General features: G+C 43.2%; 13 protein-coding genes. 4 read left to right on the top strand and 9 right to left on the bottom strand.

The genetic code is table 11. The features are described from left to right. Positions 1-25: 25 nt before the first annotated feature. The 7 genes from M3636_RS01490 to M3636_RS01460 form a co-directional block, all read right to left on the bottom strand. A complete protein-coding gene (locus tag M3636_RS01490; RefSeq protein WP_251381079.1) occupies positions 26-1,276 on the bottom strand; it encodes a restriction endonuclease subunit S in 1,251 nt (416 codons plus the stop codon). Then, on the bottom strand, positions 1,266-2,789 hold the full coding sequence (locus M3636_RS01485; protein WP_251381078.1) for a class I SAM-dependent DNA methyltransferase: 1,524 nt from the start codon (positions 2,787-2,789) through the stop codon (positions 1,266-1,268). Before M3636_RS01485 ends, M3636_RS01490 begins: the two co-directional genes overlap by 11 nt. Before the next feature lie 29 nt (positions 2,790-2,818). Beyond that, positions 2,819-4,411 (bottom strand): N-6 DNA methylase, encoded by a 1,593-nt coding sequence (locus tag M3636_RS01480; RefSeq protein WP_251381077.1) that lies wholly within the window; start codon positions 4,409-4,411, stop codon positions 2,819-2,821. A 127-nt stretch (positions 4,412-4,538) separates the two neighbouring features. Next, a complete protein-coding gene (locus M3636_RS01475) occupies positions 4,539-7,289 on the bottom strand; it encodes a DEAD/DEAH box helicase (RefSeq protein ID WP_251381076.1) in 2,751 nt (916 codons plus the stop codon). A 21-nt stretch (positions 7,290-7,310) separates the two neighbouring features. Next, positions 7,311-8,546 carry a hypothetical protein gene (locus M3636_RS01470; protein WP_251381075.1) on the bottom strand — a complete coding sequence of 412 codons (1,236 nt, stop codon included), beginning with the start codon at positions 8,544-8,546 and terminating at the stop codon, positions 7,311-7,313. Continuing rightward, on the bottom strand, positions 8,536-9,270 hold the full coding sequence (locus tag M3636_RS01465; RefSeq protein WP_251381074.1) for an OmpA/MotB family protein: 735 nt from the start codon (positions 9,268-9,270) through the stop codon (positions 8,536-8,538). Before M3636_RS01465 ends, M3636_RS01470 begins: the two co-directional genes overlap by 11 nt. 14 nt (positions 9,271-9,284) lie before the next feature. Continuing rightward, the gene (locus M3636_RS01460) at positions 9,285-10,886 is read right to left on the bottom strand and encodes a hypothetical protein (RefSeq protein WP_251381073.1); all 1,602 of its coding nucleotides are present in this window, start codon (positions 10,884-10,886) and stop codon (positions 9,285-9,287) included. A 590-nt stretch (positions 10,887-11,476) separates the two neighbouring features. On the opposite strand from M3636_RS01460, the gene M3636_RS01455 reads away from it, so the two are divergent. Beyond that, the gene (locus tag M3636_RS01455; RefSeq protein WP_251381072.1) at positions 11,477-11,842 is read left to right on the top strand and encodes a VOC family protein; all 366 of its coding nucleotides are present in this window, start codon (positions 11,477-11,479) and stop codon (positions 11,840-11,842) included. Positions 11,843-12,086: 244 nt separating this feature from the next. Here M3636_RS01455 and M3636_RS01450 read toward each other — a convergent pair whose 3' ends face one another. Then, positions 12,087-12,788: a DUF4274 domain-containing protein gene (locus M3636_RS01450; RefSeq protein WP_251381071.1), complete on the bottom strand. Its 702-nt coding sequence runs from the start codon at positions 12,786-12,788 to the stop codon at positions 12,087-12,089. Positions 12,789-12,922: 134 nt separating this feature from the next. On the opposite strand from M3636_RS01450, the gene M3636_RS01445 reads away from it, so the two are divergent. Then, entirely contained in the window at positions 12,923-14,059 is a 1,137-nt protein-coding gene (locus M3636_RS01445) for a hypothetical protein (RefSeq protein ID WP_251381070.1), read from the top strand. Between the two features lie 269 nt (positions 14,060-14,328). Next, positions 14,329-15,528, top strand: coding sequence for an MFS transporter (locus tag M3636_RS01440; protein WP_251381069.1), 1,200 nt, complete (start codon positions 14,329-14,331; stop codon positions 15,526-15,528). A gap of 79 nt (positions 15,529-15,607) precedes the next feature. On the opposite strand, the gene M3636_RS01435 is transcribed toward M3636_RS01440, so the two are convergent. Further along, positions 15,608-16,051, bottom strand: a complete 444-nt coding sequence (locus tag M3636_RS01435; RefSeq protein ID WP_128103078.1) for an Lrp/AsnC family transcriptional regulator — start codon at positions 16,049-16,051, stop codon at positions 15,608-15,610. Between the two features lie 171 nt (positions 16,052-16,222). Between M3636_RS01435 and M3636_RS01430 the strand changes: the two genes are divergently transcribed. Continuing rightward, on the top strand, positions 16,223-17,431 hold the full coding sequence (locus M3636_RS01430) for a serine hydrolase domain-containing protein (protein WP_251381068.1): 1,209 nt from the start codon (positions 16,223-16,225) through the stop codon (positions 17,429-17,431). The last annotated feature ends 237 nt before the right edge of the window (positions 17,432-17,668 follow it).

The raw sequence follows: 17,668 nt of genomic DNA, 5'->3' as shown, positions 1-17,668 counted from the left end.
GTGTAACGATATGAATTGAGTCACGCTAATTGTTGGTTACTTGTTCTTGCTCATCCATTGGAACGCGAATTTCTCCAGACATGAGTCTGGGGAGAAGGGAATCGCGAATAAGCCCGATATTATTAGATTCGTTACCAGTAGTTTGTATTTTTATATACAACGCATTAAATATTTCTGCAAATTTATTAATTATTGCACTACTTGGTATAGAGATTTTATGAGTGCTAAACAAACTACCCATATCTAAATTTTTGATTCCTGTCGTACCATTCTCAAATTGATACATGTAATCTTCCATATAAAAATACGATAGATAGCAAAATAGAAATTCTGAATACTTCTTATTAGGTCTGATTACTTTACAAAAGTTGGTAGCTATAACTTCTGTCGAAAATTTAGATAGAACTTCGTTACTAATCAATACTGTTCTTCCTGTCGATTGAGTTGGACTTCCACCTGAAATTTCTATAATAGTATCTCCTGCACATAGCTTTTTCTTCTCAAGATTCTTCTTTAGGATGTATCTTTCTACCACTTTTCCTGTATTCCCTTTAACAATTTCAGGTATGTCAGCACCACGTATGCATGTAACTTCTTCGGTATAGTTCCCTTGAGACGTTTCCTTGCCCCAGTCTCCTCCAAATACGTCAATTACTAAATCCTGAAAAACACCTACATTCCACCCCTTCGGAATTAGCCCCAATTCACTTTCCTCGAACTCTCCACCACTTGATTTGTAAGGTTCACCATTCTCATTTGGAAATTCAAAGTCAATAAACCAACGTTTAAACAAAGCCTGTGCCATTTCTTCAAGATTTTTGTTGATAGCATTGTTGAGTTCGATTTTATCATCAAGAGAAGAAAGTACACATCCTATTTTATATTGTTCAGGTTTACTAGGAATCTTAACAAGCAAGGAATGAATATGATTTCGATTTAAAGTTGGAACGCTACTACCTGAATTATAGTTATGGAGTTTTAAAGTCTTTAGAAAGTAATAGACAAACTTAATATCGTTTCCATGAAATTGTTTGCCATACAGAGTTGTATTTAATGGCCAAAAATCTTTATTAATAAACATCACTTCGCCAAGAGTCCCACTTCTCCCAGTAACAATTCCTGGTCCTTTAACTTTAAATTCATTATGAAATCCCGTTATACCGTTCGACGCTAGAATTGGAAAAATTCCATTGAGACGATTTGCTTTAGGAAGATCATATCCCCTCTTTAAAGTTACAAGATCTTGCAAATGAACTTCTTTCCACTCAGAACTCAAACCCTATCCCCCCCAACTGCTTACGAATCTCATCCTCCAACTGACGTGATTTGGCAAACTGCTCTGCCAGCTCACTAGTCAAACGCATCATTTTGTCCTCAAATGGCTCGCTATCCTCTTCCACATCCTCAATGCCTACATAACGACCCGGAGTCAAAATGTATTCATGCTCCTGCACCTCAGTCAGCTTCGTTGCTTTGCAGTAGCCCTTCACATCTTCATAGTCTCCAGCTTCACTCTGTCCACGCCATGCATGATACGTATCTGCAATTTTCTTAATGTCCTCTGCACTCAGTTCTTTATGAGTACGGTCTGCCATATGTCCAATCTTACGCGCATCGATGAACAGAATCTCACCGCGACGGTCACGTAGCCCCTTCGGAGCTTTGTTCTTAGCCATAAACCACAGGCACACCGGAATTTGAGTGGAATAAAACAATTGTCCTGGCAGTGTGACGATACAATCCACCAAATCTGCATCAATCATTTGACGGCGAATCTCCCATTCACTCGTTGTGCTGGTTGACATCGAACCGTTCGCCAATACGAATCCAGCAACACCGCTTGGGGCAAGCTTAGAAGCCATATGCTGAATCCAGGCATAGTTAGCATTTCCTACTGGTGGAATACCATAGTTCCAACGTACATCTTCGACCAGACGCTGGCCACCCCAATCGCTAATATTAAACGGAGGATTGGCGAGAATATAATCTGCTTTCAGATTTTTGTGCACATCATTATGGAAGGTATCGGCATGATGCTCTCCCAGATTGCCATCAATACCACGAATCGCCAGATTCATCTTACACAGACGCCACGTCGTCGGGTTCGATTCCTGCCCATACACCGCGATGTCTCCCATTTTACCGTGATGCTCCTCTACAAACTTTTCACTCTGGACAAACATGCCACCTGAACCGCAACATGGATCATACACCCGTCCCTTGTACGGTTCAATCATCTCGACCAGCAGCTTTACAACGCTGGATGGCGTATAGAACTCCCCACCATTCTTACCCTCAGCACTAGCAAACTTGCTCAGGAAGTATTCATAGACCCGACCAAGCACATCTTTGGAGCGGCTATCTTTATCCCCAACTTTGAAAGAGAACACGTCGATGACTTCACCCAGTCGAGTTTTATCTAGAGCCGGACGAGCGAAATCTTTGGGCAGCACCCCTTTGAGGGACGGATTTTCTTTCTCGATCAGCACCATGGCGTTGTCGATAATTTGCCCGATTTCTGGCAGCTTGGCGTTCTTTTGAATATGGCTCCAGCGAGCCTCTTGCGGCACCCAGAACACATTCGCTGCTGTGTATTCATCCCGATCCTCCACGTCTGCATAAGGCTCCAGCTCTAATTCTGCATACTTCTCTTCAAACGCATCCGATACATATTTTAGAAACAGCAGCCCAAGCGCTACATGCTTGTATTCTGCTGCATCCATGCTTCCACGCAGCTTGTCTGCAAGGCTCCATAGTTTCTCTTCAAATCCGATATTCGCTGTTGCCATTCTGTAAAATCCTCCTAGTCGCATTCATATTAAAATAACTCCGTATACATCTGTTCCTTCTGCTGTTCCCACCGTTTTGTGGCAGCCTGAATCGTGTCCATATACAATTTTTTTTCTTCCCTATACTGTTGACTCATCGCAAGTTGTCTCTCCATAGGCCATAACGGAATCTCAATCTCTCCTACGTCAGCAGGATTTAGATTCATAACAGTGGTCCCACGCTGAAAACTTTGGATCAAGGCAAGACCGACCGAGCTTTCAAGAAAAATCTTGGCATACATGCTATCTACCTGCTCCCGAAAACGAATCACGATCATATTAGCAGAGGCGATCACCATCTGTGAATGACCTGGAAACACTGCAAGTTTCGTCTGCGTACCTCGGCAGGTCATCACCAGATCCCCTGACAGTACTTCGTAACGCCTCACCTTCCGTTCTTCTTCCTGAATGGTCTCCAGTTGGTTCAGTATCACTTCCCCATTCTCAAGATTGGAGATGTTCAACACGGAGACTGATCCGGGTTGCAGATCCTGCTTCAATATGGACTTCCCCCTGAAGAGATCCGCGGCTGCTTTAAGTTTAATCTTCGGAATAGCTGCCTGCTGAAAAGCCGCCAAGGTCTGACTGTCCTGATCAAGCAACAACTCAATACGCCAATCTTCAAGTTGCTGAAAAGCCGCTTGCTTATATCCAATCACATCCACTTCTTGTAATGTGGAAGAAATCAGCTTATATCGTCCTAATTGAATATCAGCACCAGACTGCTCATTACAGAACAAGATCAGATAGGTTTTAACTGAAGTGTACGGTCGAAACAAGCCCTCTGGCAAGACATGTATCGCTGATACTGGAAAACGATTATTCATTTCACGGCGCCACTCTCCGATTGCACCGGATTGAAACATCATACGCGCTGGCAACACAGACATCAGTTTCCCACCTGGAGCAAGCAAGGGAGCAACGTACTGAATCGCCACTCCTTCCGCCTCACGCATTTGGATGTCCTGTTCTTCCAGTTTCAATCCGAAATTGGGTACAGAGAGTACAGCGTCAAAAGATTCGTTTAGCGGTAGGGGATGGTAGATCGAGCCTTGTATTACCCTAACAGCGGGTTGATCCACGTAGTACGTTTTCAACAGTACCGCTACTATGTAATTATCCGTCAAAAGAGTAAGCTTCACGCCTTCCGGTAGTACCTGTTCTTTGGATAGTCCCTCGAAAAACTTCTCCGCTTCAGTCACTAGCCAATTTCGACCATTCTTCTGTCTTAATCCATATTCGATGAAAGTCCGAAATAATCCGGAATGCACTTGCAGCGAGGCAATCACCCGATCCTGGCGAATCGTCTGTAACCCATATTCCAAAAGGTCGATATCTTTGCCCAGATGATAAAGCTTATAAAACAACTCCCGATCTCCCGGGAAATGTCCAAGTTCCAGCGTGCCAATATGTTCTTTCATTCGCCCAAACAACAATTCAGGGTCTTTTGCAATGTCATCACGTTTAACAGGAATCTGATCCATATACTGCTTCATTTTAGCTACTCGAACGGCTTCACGCAGAAGGTGATCACGTGTTTTTAAATCATGGCTCCAACATAAATCCCAAAAGCCCTGGAACAACTGTACACCTCCTTTGTACCCTATTGTTCATAGTTACACTATATCATTCATTATTTTAGTATTGCAATACTAAAAACCAATAACATTCGTCAGAGTGTTTACTCTCCCGCGTTACTGGTTTCCAAATTTATATTCCCTTCAGCACTTCGTCCTCAATGCTTAATTTCTTACTGGATACAATAATAGATGACGCCATCTCCTGTTTTTCGCTCAAGATCCGGTGGACGATTTCTTCGACCGCGCCTTGTTTGGTCATGCCTCGCGTGTCAGTAACAATCGGGTAATATACCGTCACAGGCTTGTCCTGACCGATCCGATATGCTCGGTCTGTGGCCTGATTCTCTACTGCTGGATTCCACCAGCGTGTGTAATGAACCACATGATTGGCAGAAGTAATCGTCAGCCCTGTTCCTGCTGCTTTTGGAGATAAGATCATTACGTCGAAGCCTGCCTTGCTGTTAAAGTGATCCACTTGCTCTTGCCTACGATCGGTCATGCCGTTAATAATGATGGGCGTAATTTCAAAGCAGTCACGTATCGTCGTTCGTAAAATGTCCTGCATTTTAATATATTCGGTGAAAATCAGGACTTTTTCCCCTTTTGCCTTAACTTGACGAATCAGCTCCACCGTTTCTTTGAGTTTAGGTACTTGATGATAAGGGATATCCATGTATTGATTCGCAACCAATCCCGGATGAGAACTAAGTGCCTTTAATTTCTGAATAGCCTGCAGACCGTCCATGGCTCTGTTTTTGACTAATGTCATGACTTCGCTATATAAACGTTCCTGTTCTGATCCCAAAGGTACATGGATGATGACAGCCTGTTTCGCTGGCAATTGATCGCCAAGCTCCTCTGATTTCGTGCGCCGCTTGTACACCATTGCCATTCGAGCCAGGAGCTGCTGTTCGACATCTGCATCTTTAGCATCCGTAATAAGCTTGTTCACAAATTCTTCCTTAAACTGACTGAGACTACCCAACAAGCCTGGTTGCACATAATCCATGATCGACCACAATTCACTCAACCCATTTTCAACAGGCGTTCCTGTCATAGCTAGACGGAATTTGGATTTCATTGCTTTCAGTACCTTAGAAGCAGCCGTTGAGGGATTTTTTATCGCCTGCGCTTCATCACAGATCACCGCTTGCCAATTGACTTGTCCAAATGCCAATTGGTCCTTCGCTAATGTATGATACGTCGTCACCGTAATACCGATGTGCTTCAGCTCTTCCGCATCCTTCAGTCGTTCCGTTCCACGATGAAGGTATAATGACTTCAACAAAGTAGGAGCAAACTTGCGCACTTCCTTCTCCCAGTTATCCATCAGCGTCTTGGGTACCACAACCAGTGAGGGTGCAAGCCTTCCAATGTCTTGGAGATAGGAAAGAAAAGAAATTACTTGTATCGTTTTGCCAAGCCCCATATCATCGGCTAATAAACCTCCCAATTTACGATAATGGAGTGATTTCATCCATACAAATCCGTCTGTTTGGAACGGTTTCAAAGAAGCAATGAACGATTCGGGCGGCTGTTTGGCGAATACGCCTAAATCCTTCATCTCTTGCTGGGCTTGTAGAATAGGTTGATTAAACTCCAGCCGACTGATATTCTCGTAAATTTCCAATACATACGGCAGCTTCGTTATATCTACCAAGTTACCTTTACTCAGCATCTCTCGTTTTGCAGTATCCGCATTTTCTACAAAGGCCTCAGCATCTTGAGGCAATTTGAGCCAGTTTCCGTTCCACTCGATATAGTCCTCACCTTGTTCCTTGGCCTGTGAGATTAAATCCAACATTTCAGAAGCTTCCCACGTGTGTTGTACTTCTCCAGTTTCGTCTTGAGCGGTGAAGCCAAAATCTAGTTCAAACCATCCTCGCTCTTGTTCGGACGCATGTACGAATGGCTGGGCTTTATAGACTCGAATACCTAGCGACTTTACTCGTTCACCGAACAACGACAAATCTATACCTTCCATTTCAGGCAAATAGGCTTCGGGGTTTTCGACAAACTTCGGAATATCTGCTCCCTCAATTGCAGGCAACTCCCGAATACGATCGGCATGATCCGCAACCGAAGGCTTAACAAACACCTTTCTGCGTTCACGATCCACCGCATAACGTTGAGAGGAAGAACCCATTTCATCTAACATTTCTGGGCTAACTGGATCCGAAGAACGATATTCTGGATGAAACGAAATGCTTTCTGAATTGTATTCAAATCCGATATCCAGTTCATCAACGAACAAGTATTCCTGATGTAGCAGATAGTCATCCATAGGATATCCATGATGTGTTGCCCAATGGCGAACTTCCGCCACATAACTGAAGATACGTTCCTGGTCTATCGGATTAGGGGCCTGATCAATCAACTGTTGAAATTGATATTGTTCCGAATCCATAAGCAGTACCTGCTGATCAGGCAGTACATGCCATGGACCGATTCTTTTTGCGGTACGTTCTAAATGGTTCCACGAACCATGGGCCTTTTCCAACACGAATTTAAAATGAGGCGTCCCCACTGCGCTCTCATGACCTAACTTCAGGTCAAACTTCGTCGATGCAGGAATACCCAATCGATCCCGCAGTTCTTGGGGTACATCGTCAAACTTTTCTATATTTAAGACATAGTTGCTATCTTGCTGATCCAAGTATCCTTCGAACCACATGTCCTCTAATGTCTCTAACAGCTCTGCATTGCTAATCTGCCGCAATTCGGAGATTCTAAGACCAATGGGGAATTGAAGTGCCTTTCCTTCTCTAACAATGGAATACAACAGCCCATTCGGAACCACTTTTTTCTCAACCTGGATGTCCGAAGCTGTGCCATCTTCCGACTTTCGACGCTTACTCAAGAAACCAAAGAGACCCGCCATTTGCTTTCGCCTTCCTATCTTCTAAAATCTTCCGTTCAAATACTGTCTCATGTAACTATCGAATTTGTCATCCCAGTTTCGACCAAGATGCCCCAATTTCGTTATAAATAGAGGGATGCCTCTCCGAGTCGTTTCAGGGATCTTAAGCATCGCTTCTTTATTGCTACTACTTCTGCTGTTTCTAAAAGTCGGCGATGTGCTTATCGGGCGAATGATTTCGTCGAATCCTTCACGATGATAGAAATAGGCCGCTCCCATCTGACCGTATTCAACGACAACGAATTCATTGAAATATATGAATGCGATCATGGGATCCTGGATAAGCTCTACATCCTGCATATAATCAATGAATCTCTTCCAATAGTTCAAACGTTGATTATCTTGGTCATTTTCAAATAAAATCTGCAATTTCTTTTGGATAAGCCAGCGTTTGACTTCTTCAAGGGCTTCGGAACTTAGAAATTGCCAATCTGTGACGCGTTCTCTGGGATCTCTCAATCTAGCGACAGCCTGCTGAACAATCGCAACATGAAATTGAGTGTATTTACGTGGTTCGAAATAGTTTTGTATGAGCTGCTTGTATTCGTCCATTGAATAATTCTCTAACAGCCTTACAATATAATCGGCTCCATCTCGGTTAATGATATGATCTTGCGCAAGACCCTGCTCCAATATCTTCCGCATCAAAGTCGATTCCAATTTGGACTCTTCTTCAATTTTCAAAGCATGAAATGCTTCTGTCGTTTTGGTTCCCGTCAGTAAGAGGGCAGAGATAATCCCCTGTACGATACCAGACTTGTGATACATTGCATTTTCCATGTGGTGCTGCATTTTATCTTCAAGCAACAGAAACCCAAATTGATCTACTTGATAGATTGCGCGTAAAAGTTCCATTAAGTAAGTTTCCTCGTATTGATGCTGGAAAATTCCCCACGCGGTCTTCCCTACTTCCACAGAATAACGCGCTGTTAAAATACGATTAATCTTCTGTCGGGTATCCTGGTTTTCATTAGGAAAAGGATAGTCGTTATAGATTAGCATCAACACTTCCATTTTCTTCAGCGACTGAGCCAATTCCACGATATTTTCCATGGGTGTAACACGAATTACTTCCAGCAATTTCGGAAGCAACATTCTGCTGCGCTGCCTGATAATGTCCGCTTGTTTGTTTTTATATTTCCGTTCCATTTTAATTCTTTCTTCCGTGAGCATTTGCGGTTTAAACGAGAATTGATAAAAGTATTGGTTAATTTCCATCTCTTTCACCTAATCCCTGAAGCTGATCTAATAGTTGATCGTCTTTCAAGCGGAATTTGAATTCCACCCGTCTAGATTTATTGGCATCAATCGACCCATCTTTTTTCAGAATCGGTATGCTGAAGGAACGACCATTAGCCGTAATAACTGATTTTAGTTCATCCTTATATTTGAAATCTGGGAAGTTAGGCTGAAATACTTGCTCAACAACAGAAAGTGCGCGGTCTTGGGAAAGCTTTAGATTGTAAAGATATCCACCTGCCGTATCTGTATGGCCTTCAACAATTATTTGCGATATTTCATTCCGGAAGCGATCTGACAGCAAAATATTGATATACTGTGGAATGAACTGTTCCAAGTACGTTCTGCCATTAACCGAAACTTGACTGCTATTCGAATTAAAGAATACACCACCGGAAAAACGAATTGCTCCTGTCTGAGGATCGACTTCCAAAGCCAGATCTGAATCTTTAAACGCTTTGATCAGTTCCTGAATGATTTCCGACTTGACACCAATTACTTCCTCAATCATCTGGTTTTTCTCATTAATTGCTGCTTCTTTCTCTTCATACGCCGATTGGGTATTATATATGGTAATCATAAGTACGAGAGCAAATATGACAAGCAACGCCGACATGAGATCGGTGTAAGATACCCAAAAACTTTCCTTCTCCCCTTCGTGTGCTCGCGACATATGGCGCTCATTGCGAAATCCTCTAGCCAAAATGCATCATCACCTTACTCTGAAGTTACCGGATTCATAATCCGTTTGGATTGACGGTTGATCTCCAACACCGTTTGCTTCAATGTCTGCATAGCATCGGGTAAATCGATCAAACCTTCCTGAATCGCGTCCACCCCACTCGCTAAATGCTGAACAGACTTAGTTAGTTCTTGATCAAATTGGGTGAACGTGTTTTGGAGACCCCGATGCATATCATCTGTAAACTGATTCATAGAAACTTCCAAATGTTTATTGGTCTTAGACATCGATTCGCTAGCTGAAGTCCACACTTGTTGTAGCTGTTCTACCCGTTGATCCATACTTTCCAGTTGTTCGGTCAGTTGGTCTTGCACCCTGGTTGATATACTCTCTACGACTTCGCGTTCATGTTGAATGTCTTTCATCAGCGACTGCATATCGCCTTGGATATGAACAAACTCTGCATTATTATTCGTGAATTTATCAAAGATAAGTTCAAGTTCTTGATTCGATCTTTGACTGAGCTCAGCTTGATGAGACAATGTGACAGCCAGTGTTTGTTGACTCTGTGTGATAATGGATATCCTCTGCAGATTCTCTTCTAAGCGTTGTTGGAAATTCACTTGTAATTCTGTTTGGTTTACAATCGAATCTACATTGTCTTTAAGCGTGTTCATATGACTTTCAAAATAACCATTAAACGTGTTTCGTTCTTCCGTCATCTTGTCTAACAGATCCGCTGTAACCTTTTGAAGCTCACTATTTTTCTCGGTTGTGTCATTTAGTTCGGATACGGTTTTCTCCAACACGGTCTGGTAATCCGTAATTTGCTCTGTATAGTTATGGATTTGCTCCGTAAGAAGAGTAGTCTTATCTACCATTGCTGACTGTCCCGCAGCCGACTCCTGCATGGATTGCACAAGGGCTCCCATCTCTTCATGTACTTTCTTCTGCCATTCGACGGTATTATTTAATGCTGCTCCAAGATTCTTCATATGATCCCCAGTTAATTCATTCAACTGAGTAACGAATTGATTAACCATCTGCTGCATACCCTCGGATTGGTTCAATGTCGTTGTCTGCATCAAGTCAGTCATCATTCTCTCTGTTCGTTCCATCTGAGGTGCAAGTGATTTCTGAATTGAATCTGCCACACCGTTAACCATATTTGGGATAAGTACATCTGACAAAAAAGACTGAAAATCCTGCATCTGCTTTTCTTGCCGTTGATCCATGCTAAACAATAATGTACTTTGGTCTTGTGTTGGAAACGCCTCATCAAGCTGTTGGCGAATACTACCAAATGCATTGGTAAGCTTCGGATAAAAAATCCCCTTATCAATTAACTGCCAAATAAGAGACAGTAGAACTCCGACAATCGACGATGCAAATTTAACTTTCATTCCTGTAAGTAAGGAGCTAATTCCATCTTGCATAACACTCGAGCCGCCGTTAACATGCACTTGGGATACCCCGAATGCAATTCCAACGAAGGTTCCTACAATCCCCATGGAGAGAAAAATTCCTGCAACAACTTCTGCAAACTTTCTTTTTCCAAATTTATGTACTAAAGGCTCTTCAAAAAAGAAATCATACACATCCGGTGTGTAAAGTATGCCTTTTTGCTGATAGCTCATGTACTTCCCATAGAAACTCTTCCATGAGATAAACAAATGTTCCTTTATGTACTTGTTACTCTGATTCTCCATCCAGTCATTATAAGTTTGAAACTTAGTTGTCGTATCAGTGAGACTGGATAGTTCATCAAGTTTAGCTCTAATAATAGACTCAGCTTTTTTGCTACTTCCATATGGGAGAAGAACACGCGTGAAACATATAGCAAAAATTAAAACCATTAAACTAATGTACCCCCATGCGAATTCGGGAGATGTAAAAAATGCTGCCATATTTCCTCCTTAAATGCTATCTTAGTTAGCTGAACTAATAATTTTCTATGATGTTACATCTGATATTCACAAAAGTTCTATTAAATTTAATTAGGAGAACTTAAACAGATAGATACACCTCTTGGAATACCATAATTTTCATCACTAGTAAGTTCATTATACCTATTTTCCCACTATGGAGAAATGAAAAATTAGAAGTAAATAGTTCTTATGAACCTTTCTGCTATATTAGCATTTATCCGTTCCCATTCAACGTTATACTTTTGTATAATGAACCTAACCTTGATGAATACGGCATACAAAAAGGAGAGATTTCTCTTATGTTGGTCAAACTAAATTGGATCACCCTGCGAGTGAGCAACCTAGAGAACTCGCTTGAATTTTACAACGGAAAGCTAGGACTTCCGATTCAGCGCAGATTCGAGAGTCGCGGACGACAGATTGCTATGCTGGGCATGGAAAATGAAACAAAGCTAGAACTGATTGAGGGGAGCGAATCCATTCTTAAACCGGAGGCCGGCATATCGATTGGCTATGAAGTAAACTCCTTAGAGGAAGCGATAGAGCAACTAAAAGCGATGGATATTCCGATTGTACGCGGCCCGATTCAACCCAATGCTCATCTGCGCTTTATTTACATTACTGACCCAGACGGATTTGAGGTACAGCTTGCTGAACATATATGATTAGCAAGCTGCGGTTGCGAGCCTAAATGCTCTGGATCAATGAAACTATGTTTTAGTGGAGGAGCCCCAGCCAGACACTAACTAAATTGCTAATCGTTGTTGTCACTGTTCAACCAACCTTTTTTCACATGATCAGCAATTCGCTCACCATGCTGTAAATGTAGAAGTGTTCAATGTTGCTTTGTTGTAATTCCTGCTGCAACTGTTCTACTATGGCTTTCTCGATACGAGAGTCCATTATTGCTCAACTCCTTCTGGACTGTCTATCAGACAACTGCTCTGCGAGCAGACGATAAGCAGAGCCGTCAACACGCTGGTGCACCTCATCCTCATCCATCTCAAGCCAGTAGTCTGCTTCCATTAACTCTAGCATATCCAGTTGTGTTATCTGTGCACATGCCGGATGTTCACAAACAGCCAGCATCGGCTCAGGTCCATCATCCCAGTTATATTCGCTAACAACGGCATGCACCAGCACTGCGGAATCCAGTTCACGAATCTTGGCAATGGCCTTCTCTATCGATTCTTCGTATATAATGGCATCCACCTTGCTTTGCTCGTCTTCGGTTAACTTCAACCGGATTGCACCTGGTGTATCTACTAGCAGATCAGCGATGTTTGGATTAGAGCGTGCAGCGTTCCATGCCGTGCCTAGAATGCCCTTAGGAGAATCAAGTTTAGCTCCAAATTCAAGTAGAAGCGAAATGGCATCCACCTGCTTGAATCGTATCGCCTTTTTGAGTGCGGTATCCCCAAGTTTATCTTCGATCTCCAGATCTGGGTTCTGTTCTAATAAACAGCGTATGCCTTCAGCAGGCATGCGCGCAGTTAAGCAGAGCATCAATGGTGTCCGTCCCCGCTCATCTCTCTCATTGATATTCAAACCTTGCACTGCTTCCCGAATTTGATTTACATCTTTTATTTTGCTAATTTCCACCCAATTCATCAGGCTTGCCTCCTCCTCTACCTCTAACCCTATGTATATTGTTTAAGCTTTTGACAATATATTCTTCTCCCTATTATATTGAATCTTGAACACCGTGTACAAATCTTGTAAAACCCTTATTTCGGAGGTGCATCATGTCTTTTTATTCCGTTCCACTTCCTGAGCTTCATCCTTCACCTGGAACATTAATAGCCATCCAAGAACTAACCGAGGAATCCCCTGACCCAGAGCGGATCATGGCCCTTGCCTTAAATGACCATGCTGAGTTATGGAAGCTTAACCTACATACCGGAGTAACCGAGCGAATTCTGCAAACGAACATCCCTGATCTTAATCTACTTCATCCTGTTCAGATCGTTATTAGTCCAGATGGAGCTGTCGCTGCAGTATCTAATGTGTATGGACAACATGCGGCTGTATATGATCTATTAGATGGAAAAGAAATCCTGCAATTGTCGCGAGACGACTATCATTATGATGTATCTACATACCCACTAAGCTTTGCTTATATAGATCAGCGTTTAATCTTAGTCCATGGCACAGAGTGGAATCGGTTAGATCTAACCGACGTTCTCCTTGGTGAATCTCTTACAGTAAGACACACCCCAATACACCATAACGATTCCAGTCAGAATACGGATGAGCCTGATACAAGTGAACATTATCTCGATTATTTTCATGGTAAATTAAGCGTGTCTCCTGATCAGAAATGGATTGTAGATAGTGGTTGGGTATGGGCGCCTCTAGGTATTACGCGTTCCTGGAGTTTGGAAAACTGGTTAAGCCATGTATGGGAATCGGAGGACGGATCTTCGATCCATGATCTATGGCAAACCATGGATTGGGACCTGCCTTCCGCCTGGATTGCCCCTCATACCATAGCAATCTGGGGTCAAGTAGACGAAGAAATGGTGGATGAAGAAGATTGGGAGGAAGAGGGCGTATCACCCGCTATCATTTTCTTTAATGCACAAACAGGTGAGCGAATCGGCGTCATCACTTCTGTGCCTGCCTTCAACACAACGAGTCCAATAGAAGGTGTCTTCCCCCATGCTCAAGCGGGCATGGCCGCAGATGAAGATACGCTTTTTACATGGAGACATGGGCTGGATTTGCACGTATGGAATTGCCCTACCCTGACTTGTATTGCGACCACGACAGAAGTTCACCCACAGTTGTATCATCACCAAGCCAAACTTTTCATCGGGCTGTCTACAGAAGATGCACCACATCGTTTACTGGCTTGGAGATATGATCTGGATAAGGCGTAGATATTGATCTGCTAGTTCTCATCAAATACGGTTTATGATTAGGCGGCATCTAGCGATGCTGCCTTTTCACCTTTATAATCATGGAATTTATATATAAATAAACGTATTTTCCTCTTATTTCGCTTCATTCTCCTTTAATCAGCCATGTAGAGAAATGTTTTATTTTTATATGCTTATAGAGGTTGTTCAAAACCGATCTTTTTGAACACGTACTTTTACGAAAGCCAAATCTTATTAAGCGGCTAAAAATAAACAAAGGAGATTTTTTCGTGAACTCAAACACTGCTCTTATAAGAAAAGATGATGTTAATATGTCGTCTTCCTTACGTTTTCCGTGGGTTGGGCTGTTGGCCTTAGCTATGGCAGGATTCATCTGCATTCTTACAGAAAGCCTGCCTGCTGGATTATTACCGCAAATTGCACAGGATCTTGGGGTCACAGAAGCTCTTGCTGGACAATTGGTCACTCTCTATGCGGTTGGCTCTCTTCTTGCCGCCATTCCTTTGACAACCGCTACCCGCAGTTGGAGACGCCGGCCGCTTCTGCTGCTGTGCATTATCGGCTTTCTAGTATTTAACACGATCACCGCGTTATCTTCCTCTTATGTGTTGACGCTTGTCGCGCGTTTCTTCGCAGGTGTGTCGGCAGGTGTGCTGTGGGGGATGACGGCTGGTTATGCACGTCGTATGGTGCCTGATTCGCTGAAAGGTAGAGCGATGGCCGTAGCCATGATTGGCACCCCGTTGGCATTAGCATTGGGCGTTCCACTGGGCACTTTTTTCGGTGCTTATACAGGATGGCGTTTCATTTTCGGAGTAGTATCCTTACTAGCTGTAGTTCTTATTGGATGGGTGCTCTGGAAGGTACCAGATTATGAAGGTGAGCCTGCGGGTGATCAACTGCCTTTGTACAAGATTTTCCTGGTTCCTGGTATACGGACGATTTTGTTTGTCGTGTTGACTTGGGTATTAGCTCATAATATTTTGTACACTTATATTGCACCCTATCTTGCGGAAACCGCGTTTGCGGAGCGAGTGGATCTAGTTCTTCTTATTTTCGGAATTACCTCGGTTGTTGGCATCTGGGTGATAGGCATGCTGATTGACCGTTTTCTAAGAATGTTAGTATTAATCAGCATTACAGGATTTGCTTTGGCTTCTGTAGCCTTGGGAATTGGAATGAATCAACCTGCAATCATCATTCTTGGTGTTACAGCATGGGGGCTTACATTTGGCGGAGCAGCCACTTTACTGCAAACGGCGATAGCACAAGCTGGGGGAAAAAGCGCAGATATCGCTCAATCTATGCTGGTTACCGCATGGAATGTGGCAATCGGCGGCGGAGGCATAATTGGGGGATTTCTTCTCCAGCTGTTTGGCGCCGGCTTCCTTCCCGGATCATTAATTATCCTCTTGCTCCCCTCCTTGCTTGCAGCTTGGCTAGCAAAAAAGCATGGCTTCCCTTCCTAATGGAATCCATAAGTATGTATAACCAAAAAAGAATCCGTCCTAGAGCGGGTTCTTTTTTGGGTGTTTATAGAAATACACCTTATGCAAGCAAATTCGTTTCTCCAATCAGATTTTTGTAAGCGATCTGTGAAGACATCACGATTAGAGTCGTATAGGTGCCATATTGATCGCATCTGTTTTCAAACTCCTCCAGCTCCTGGGTTGTTTCTGTGAGAATCTTCAATAAATAATTATGCTCCCCACTTATCCGGTAACACTCCGTAACCTCCGGTGAAGAACGACAAAAATCAAGAAAAGGATAACAATTCCTGGTTCGAATAAGCATATAGGCCGTGCATTGCTTACCCAATTTTTGCGAAGATATGACAGTCCGGTATTCCTCGATAACTCCCTTTTCTTCCATGCGTTTTACACGTTCCGTAACGGCTGGCTGAGACAGCCCCACCAGTTTTCCTAAATCTGTCATTGATAATCTAGCCTGATTCTGCAAATGGAGCAGAATGTTTTTATCGATCTCATCCAAGAAAATCACACCCCTTTAATTTAAAAGTTATTTCTTCTAAACGCCTTAATAATCATCGGAAGTTTCTTTATATAACTTGTTTCTTTTATGTAAGGTAACAGAAATTATTTATATAATAAACTCACTTGCTATATATAATCAAGTAAATTACAGCAGAAAAGGATGAGACACATGAAAACTATAGATCCGGAATTGTTGCACGAAAGCGTCAATGAAGTAATTGAGCGCACACTTGAGGAAAAAAGAATCGTGGGTACAGTCGTGCAAATTGCGTTAGACGGAAACCTTGTTTACAGTAGGTCTGCTGGTTGGGCCGATCGCGAGCAGAAACGACCGATGCAGGAAAATGCGTTGTTTAGATATGCTTCGGTAACCAAGCCGGTCGTTTCAACAGCAGCCTTAGTATTAGTTTCGCAAGGAAGATTACAGTTAGACGATCTGGTGGAAAAATGGTTGCCCACCTTTCGTCCCAAACTGCCCAACGGACAGTATGTTCCAATGACCGTACGCCATCTGATGACACATACTGCAGGCTTAACTTACCGTTTCTTCCAAGAGGAAAAGGGAACTTATGAGCTTGCCGGGGTATCGGACGGCATGGATTCGGTTGGAATTACACTTGAAGAGAATCTGCAAAGACTCGCGTCTGTCCCGCTTTTATATGAGCCAGGGAAAATGTGGAGATATTCCATAGCAACAGACGTGCTCGGAGCAGTCATCGAAAAGGTAACTGGAATGCTGCTTAGTGAAGCTGTACAGGTGCTTGTAACACATCCGCTATCAATGATGGACACCGATTTCAAGGCTGTGGATGCAGACAGATTGACTACGGCTTACGCAGACAGTACTGGAGAACCCCGGCGCTTGCATGATTTTGATACCATTCCTTTCATCGAGGGGACCGCAGGATTCCTCCTCTCACCCAATAGGTTTATGGATAAGACAGCTTACCCTTCCGGGGGAGCCGGCATGATTGGCAGTGCAGGGGACTTCCTTAAGCTGCTGGAAGCTTTGCGGCAAGGAGGACATCCCATTTTGCCGAAGGCTCTTGTCACAGAAATGACCACCAATCAAATTGGTAACCTTGAGATGCCCTACTGGCCAGGGAGAGGTTTTGGACTTGGTTTCACGCTACTAAAAGACTCAGAAGAAGCCAATACACCTGAATCGCCAGGAACGTGGCGGATGGGCGGTACCTATGGGCACTCCTGGTTTGTTGATCCGAGCCAGGAGCTTAGTGTCGTAGCGTTCACCAATACGGCGCTTGAAGGAATGTCAGGCAGGTTTACAACGGAGCTGTGCGAATCTGTCTATAAGTGCGTGTTCAAAAAGGGCAGTTTTCAGTACCGAGAAGATGGGATGAAGATAGAAATGGAGTAGCGGAGCGTAGGCAAAACTACGTGAGCAACTACATTGTTTCTGAAGGAAACAACCTTCGTAAGCATCTACTTATTTCGGCTGAATTCCATATTCGACGTTGATGATGCCTTTAGGCATCCTGCGTAATCAAAAGCGGACTTTTTGAACATCCTCTATAAAGGTATTCGAGAAATGAAGTGAGTTGTACATCTCTACTAGGTCAATAGAAAGACCGCCATTGAAGGCGGTCTTTCTAAT

It is taken from the genome of Paenibacillus sp. MER 99-2, from assembly GCF_023714095.1.
Taxonomy (GTDB): domain Bacteria; phylum Bacillota; class Bacilli; order Paenibacillales; family Paenibacillaceae; genus Paenibacillus.
This window is presented reverse-complemented; position numbering and strand designations above follow the sequence as displayed.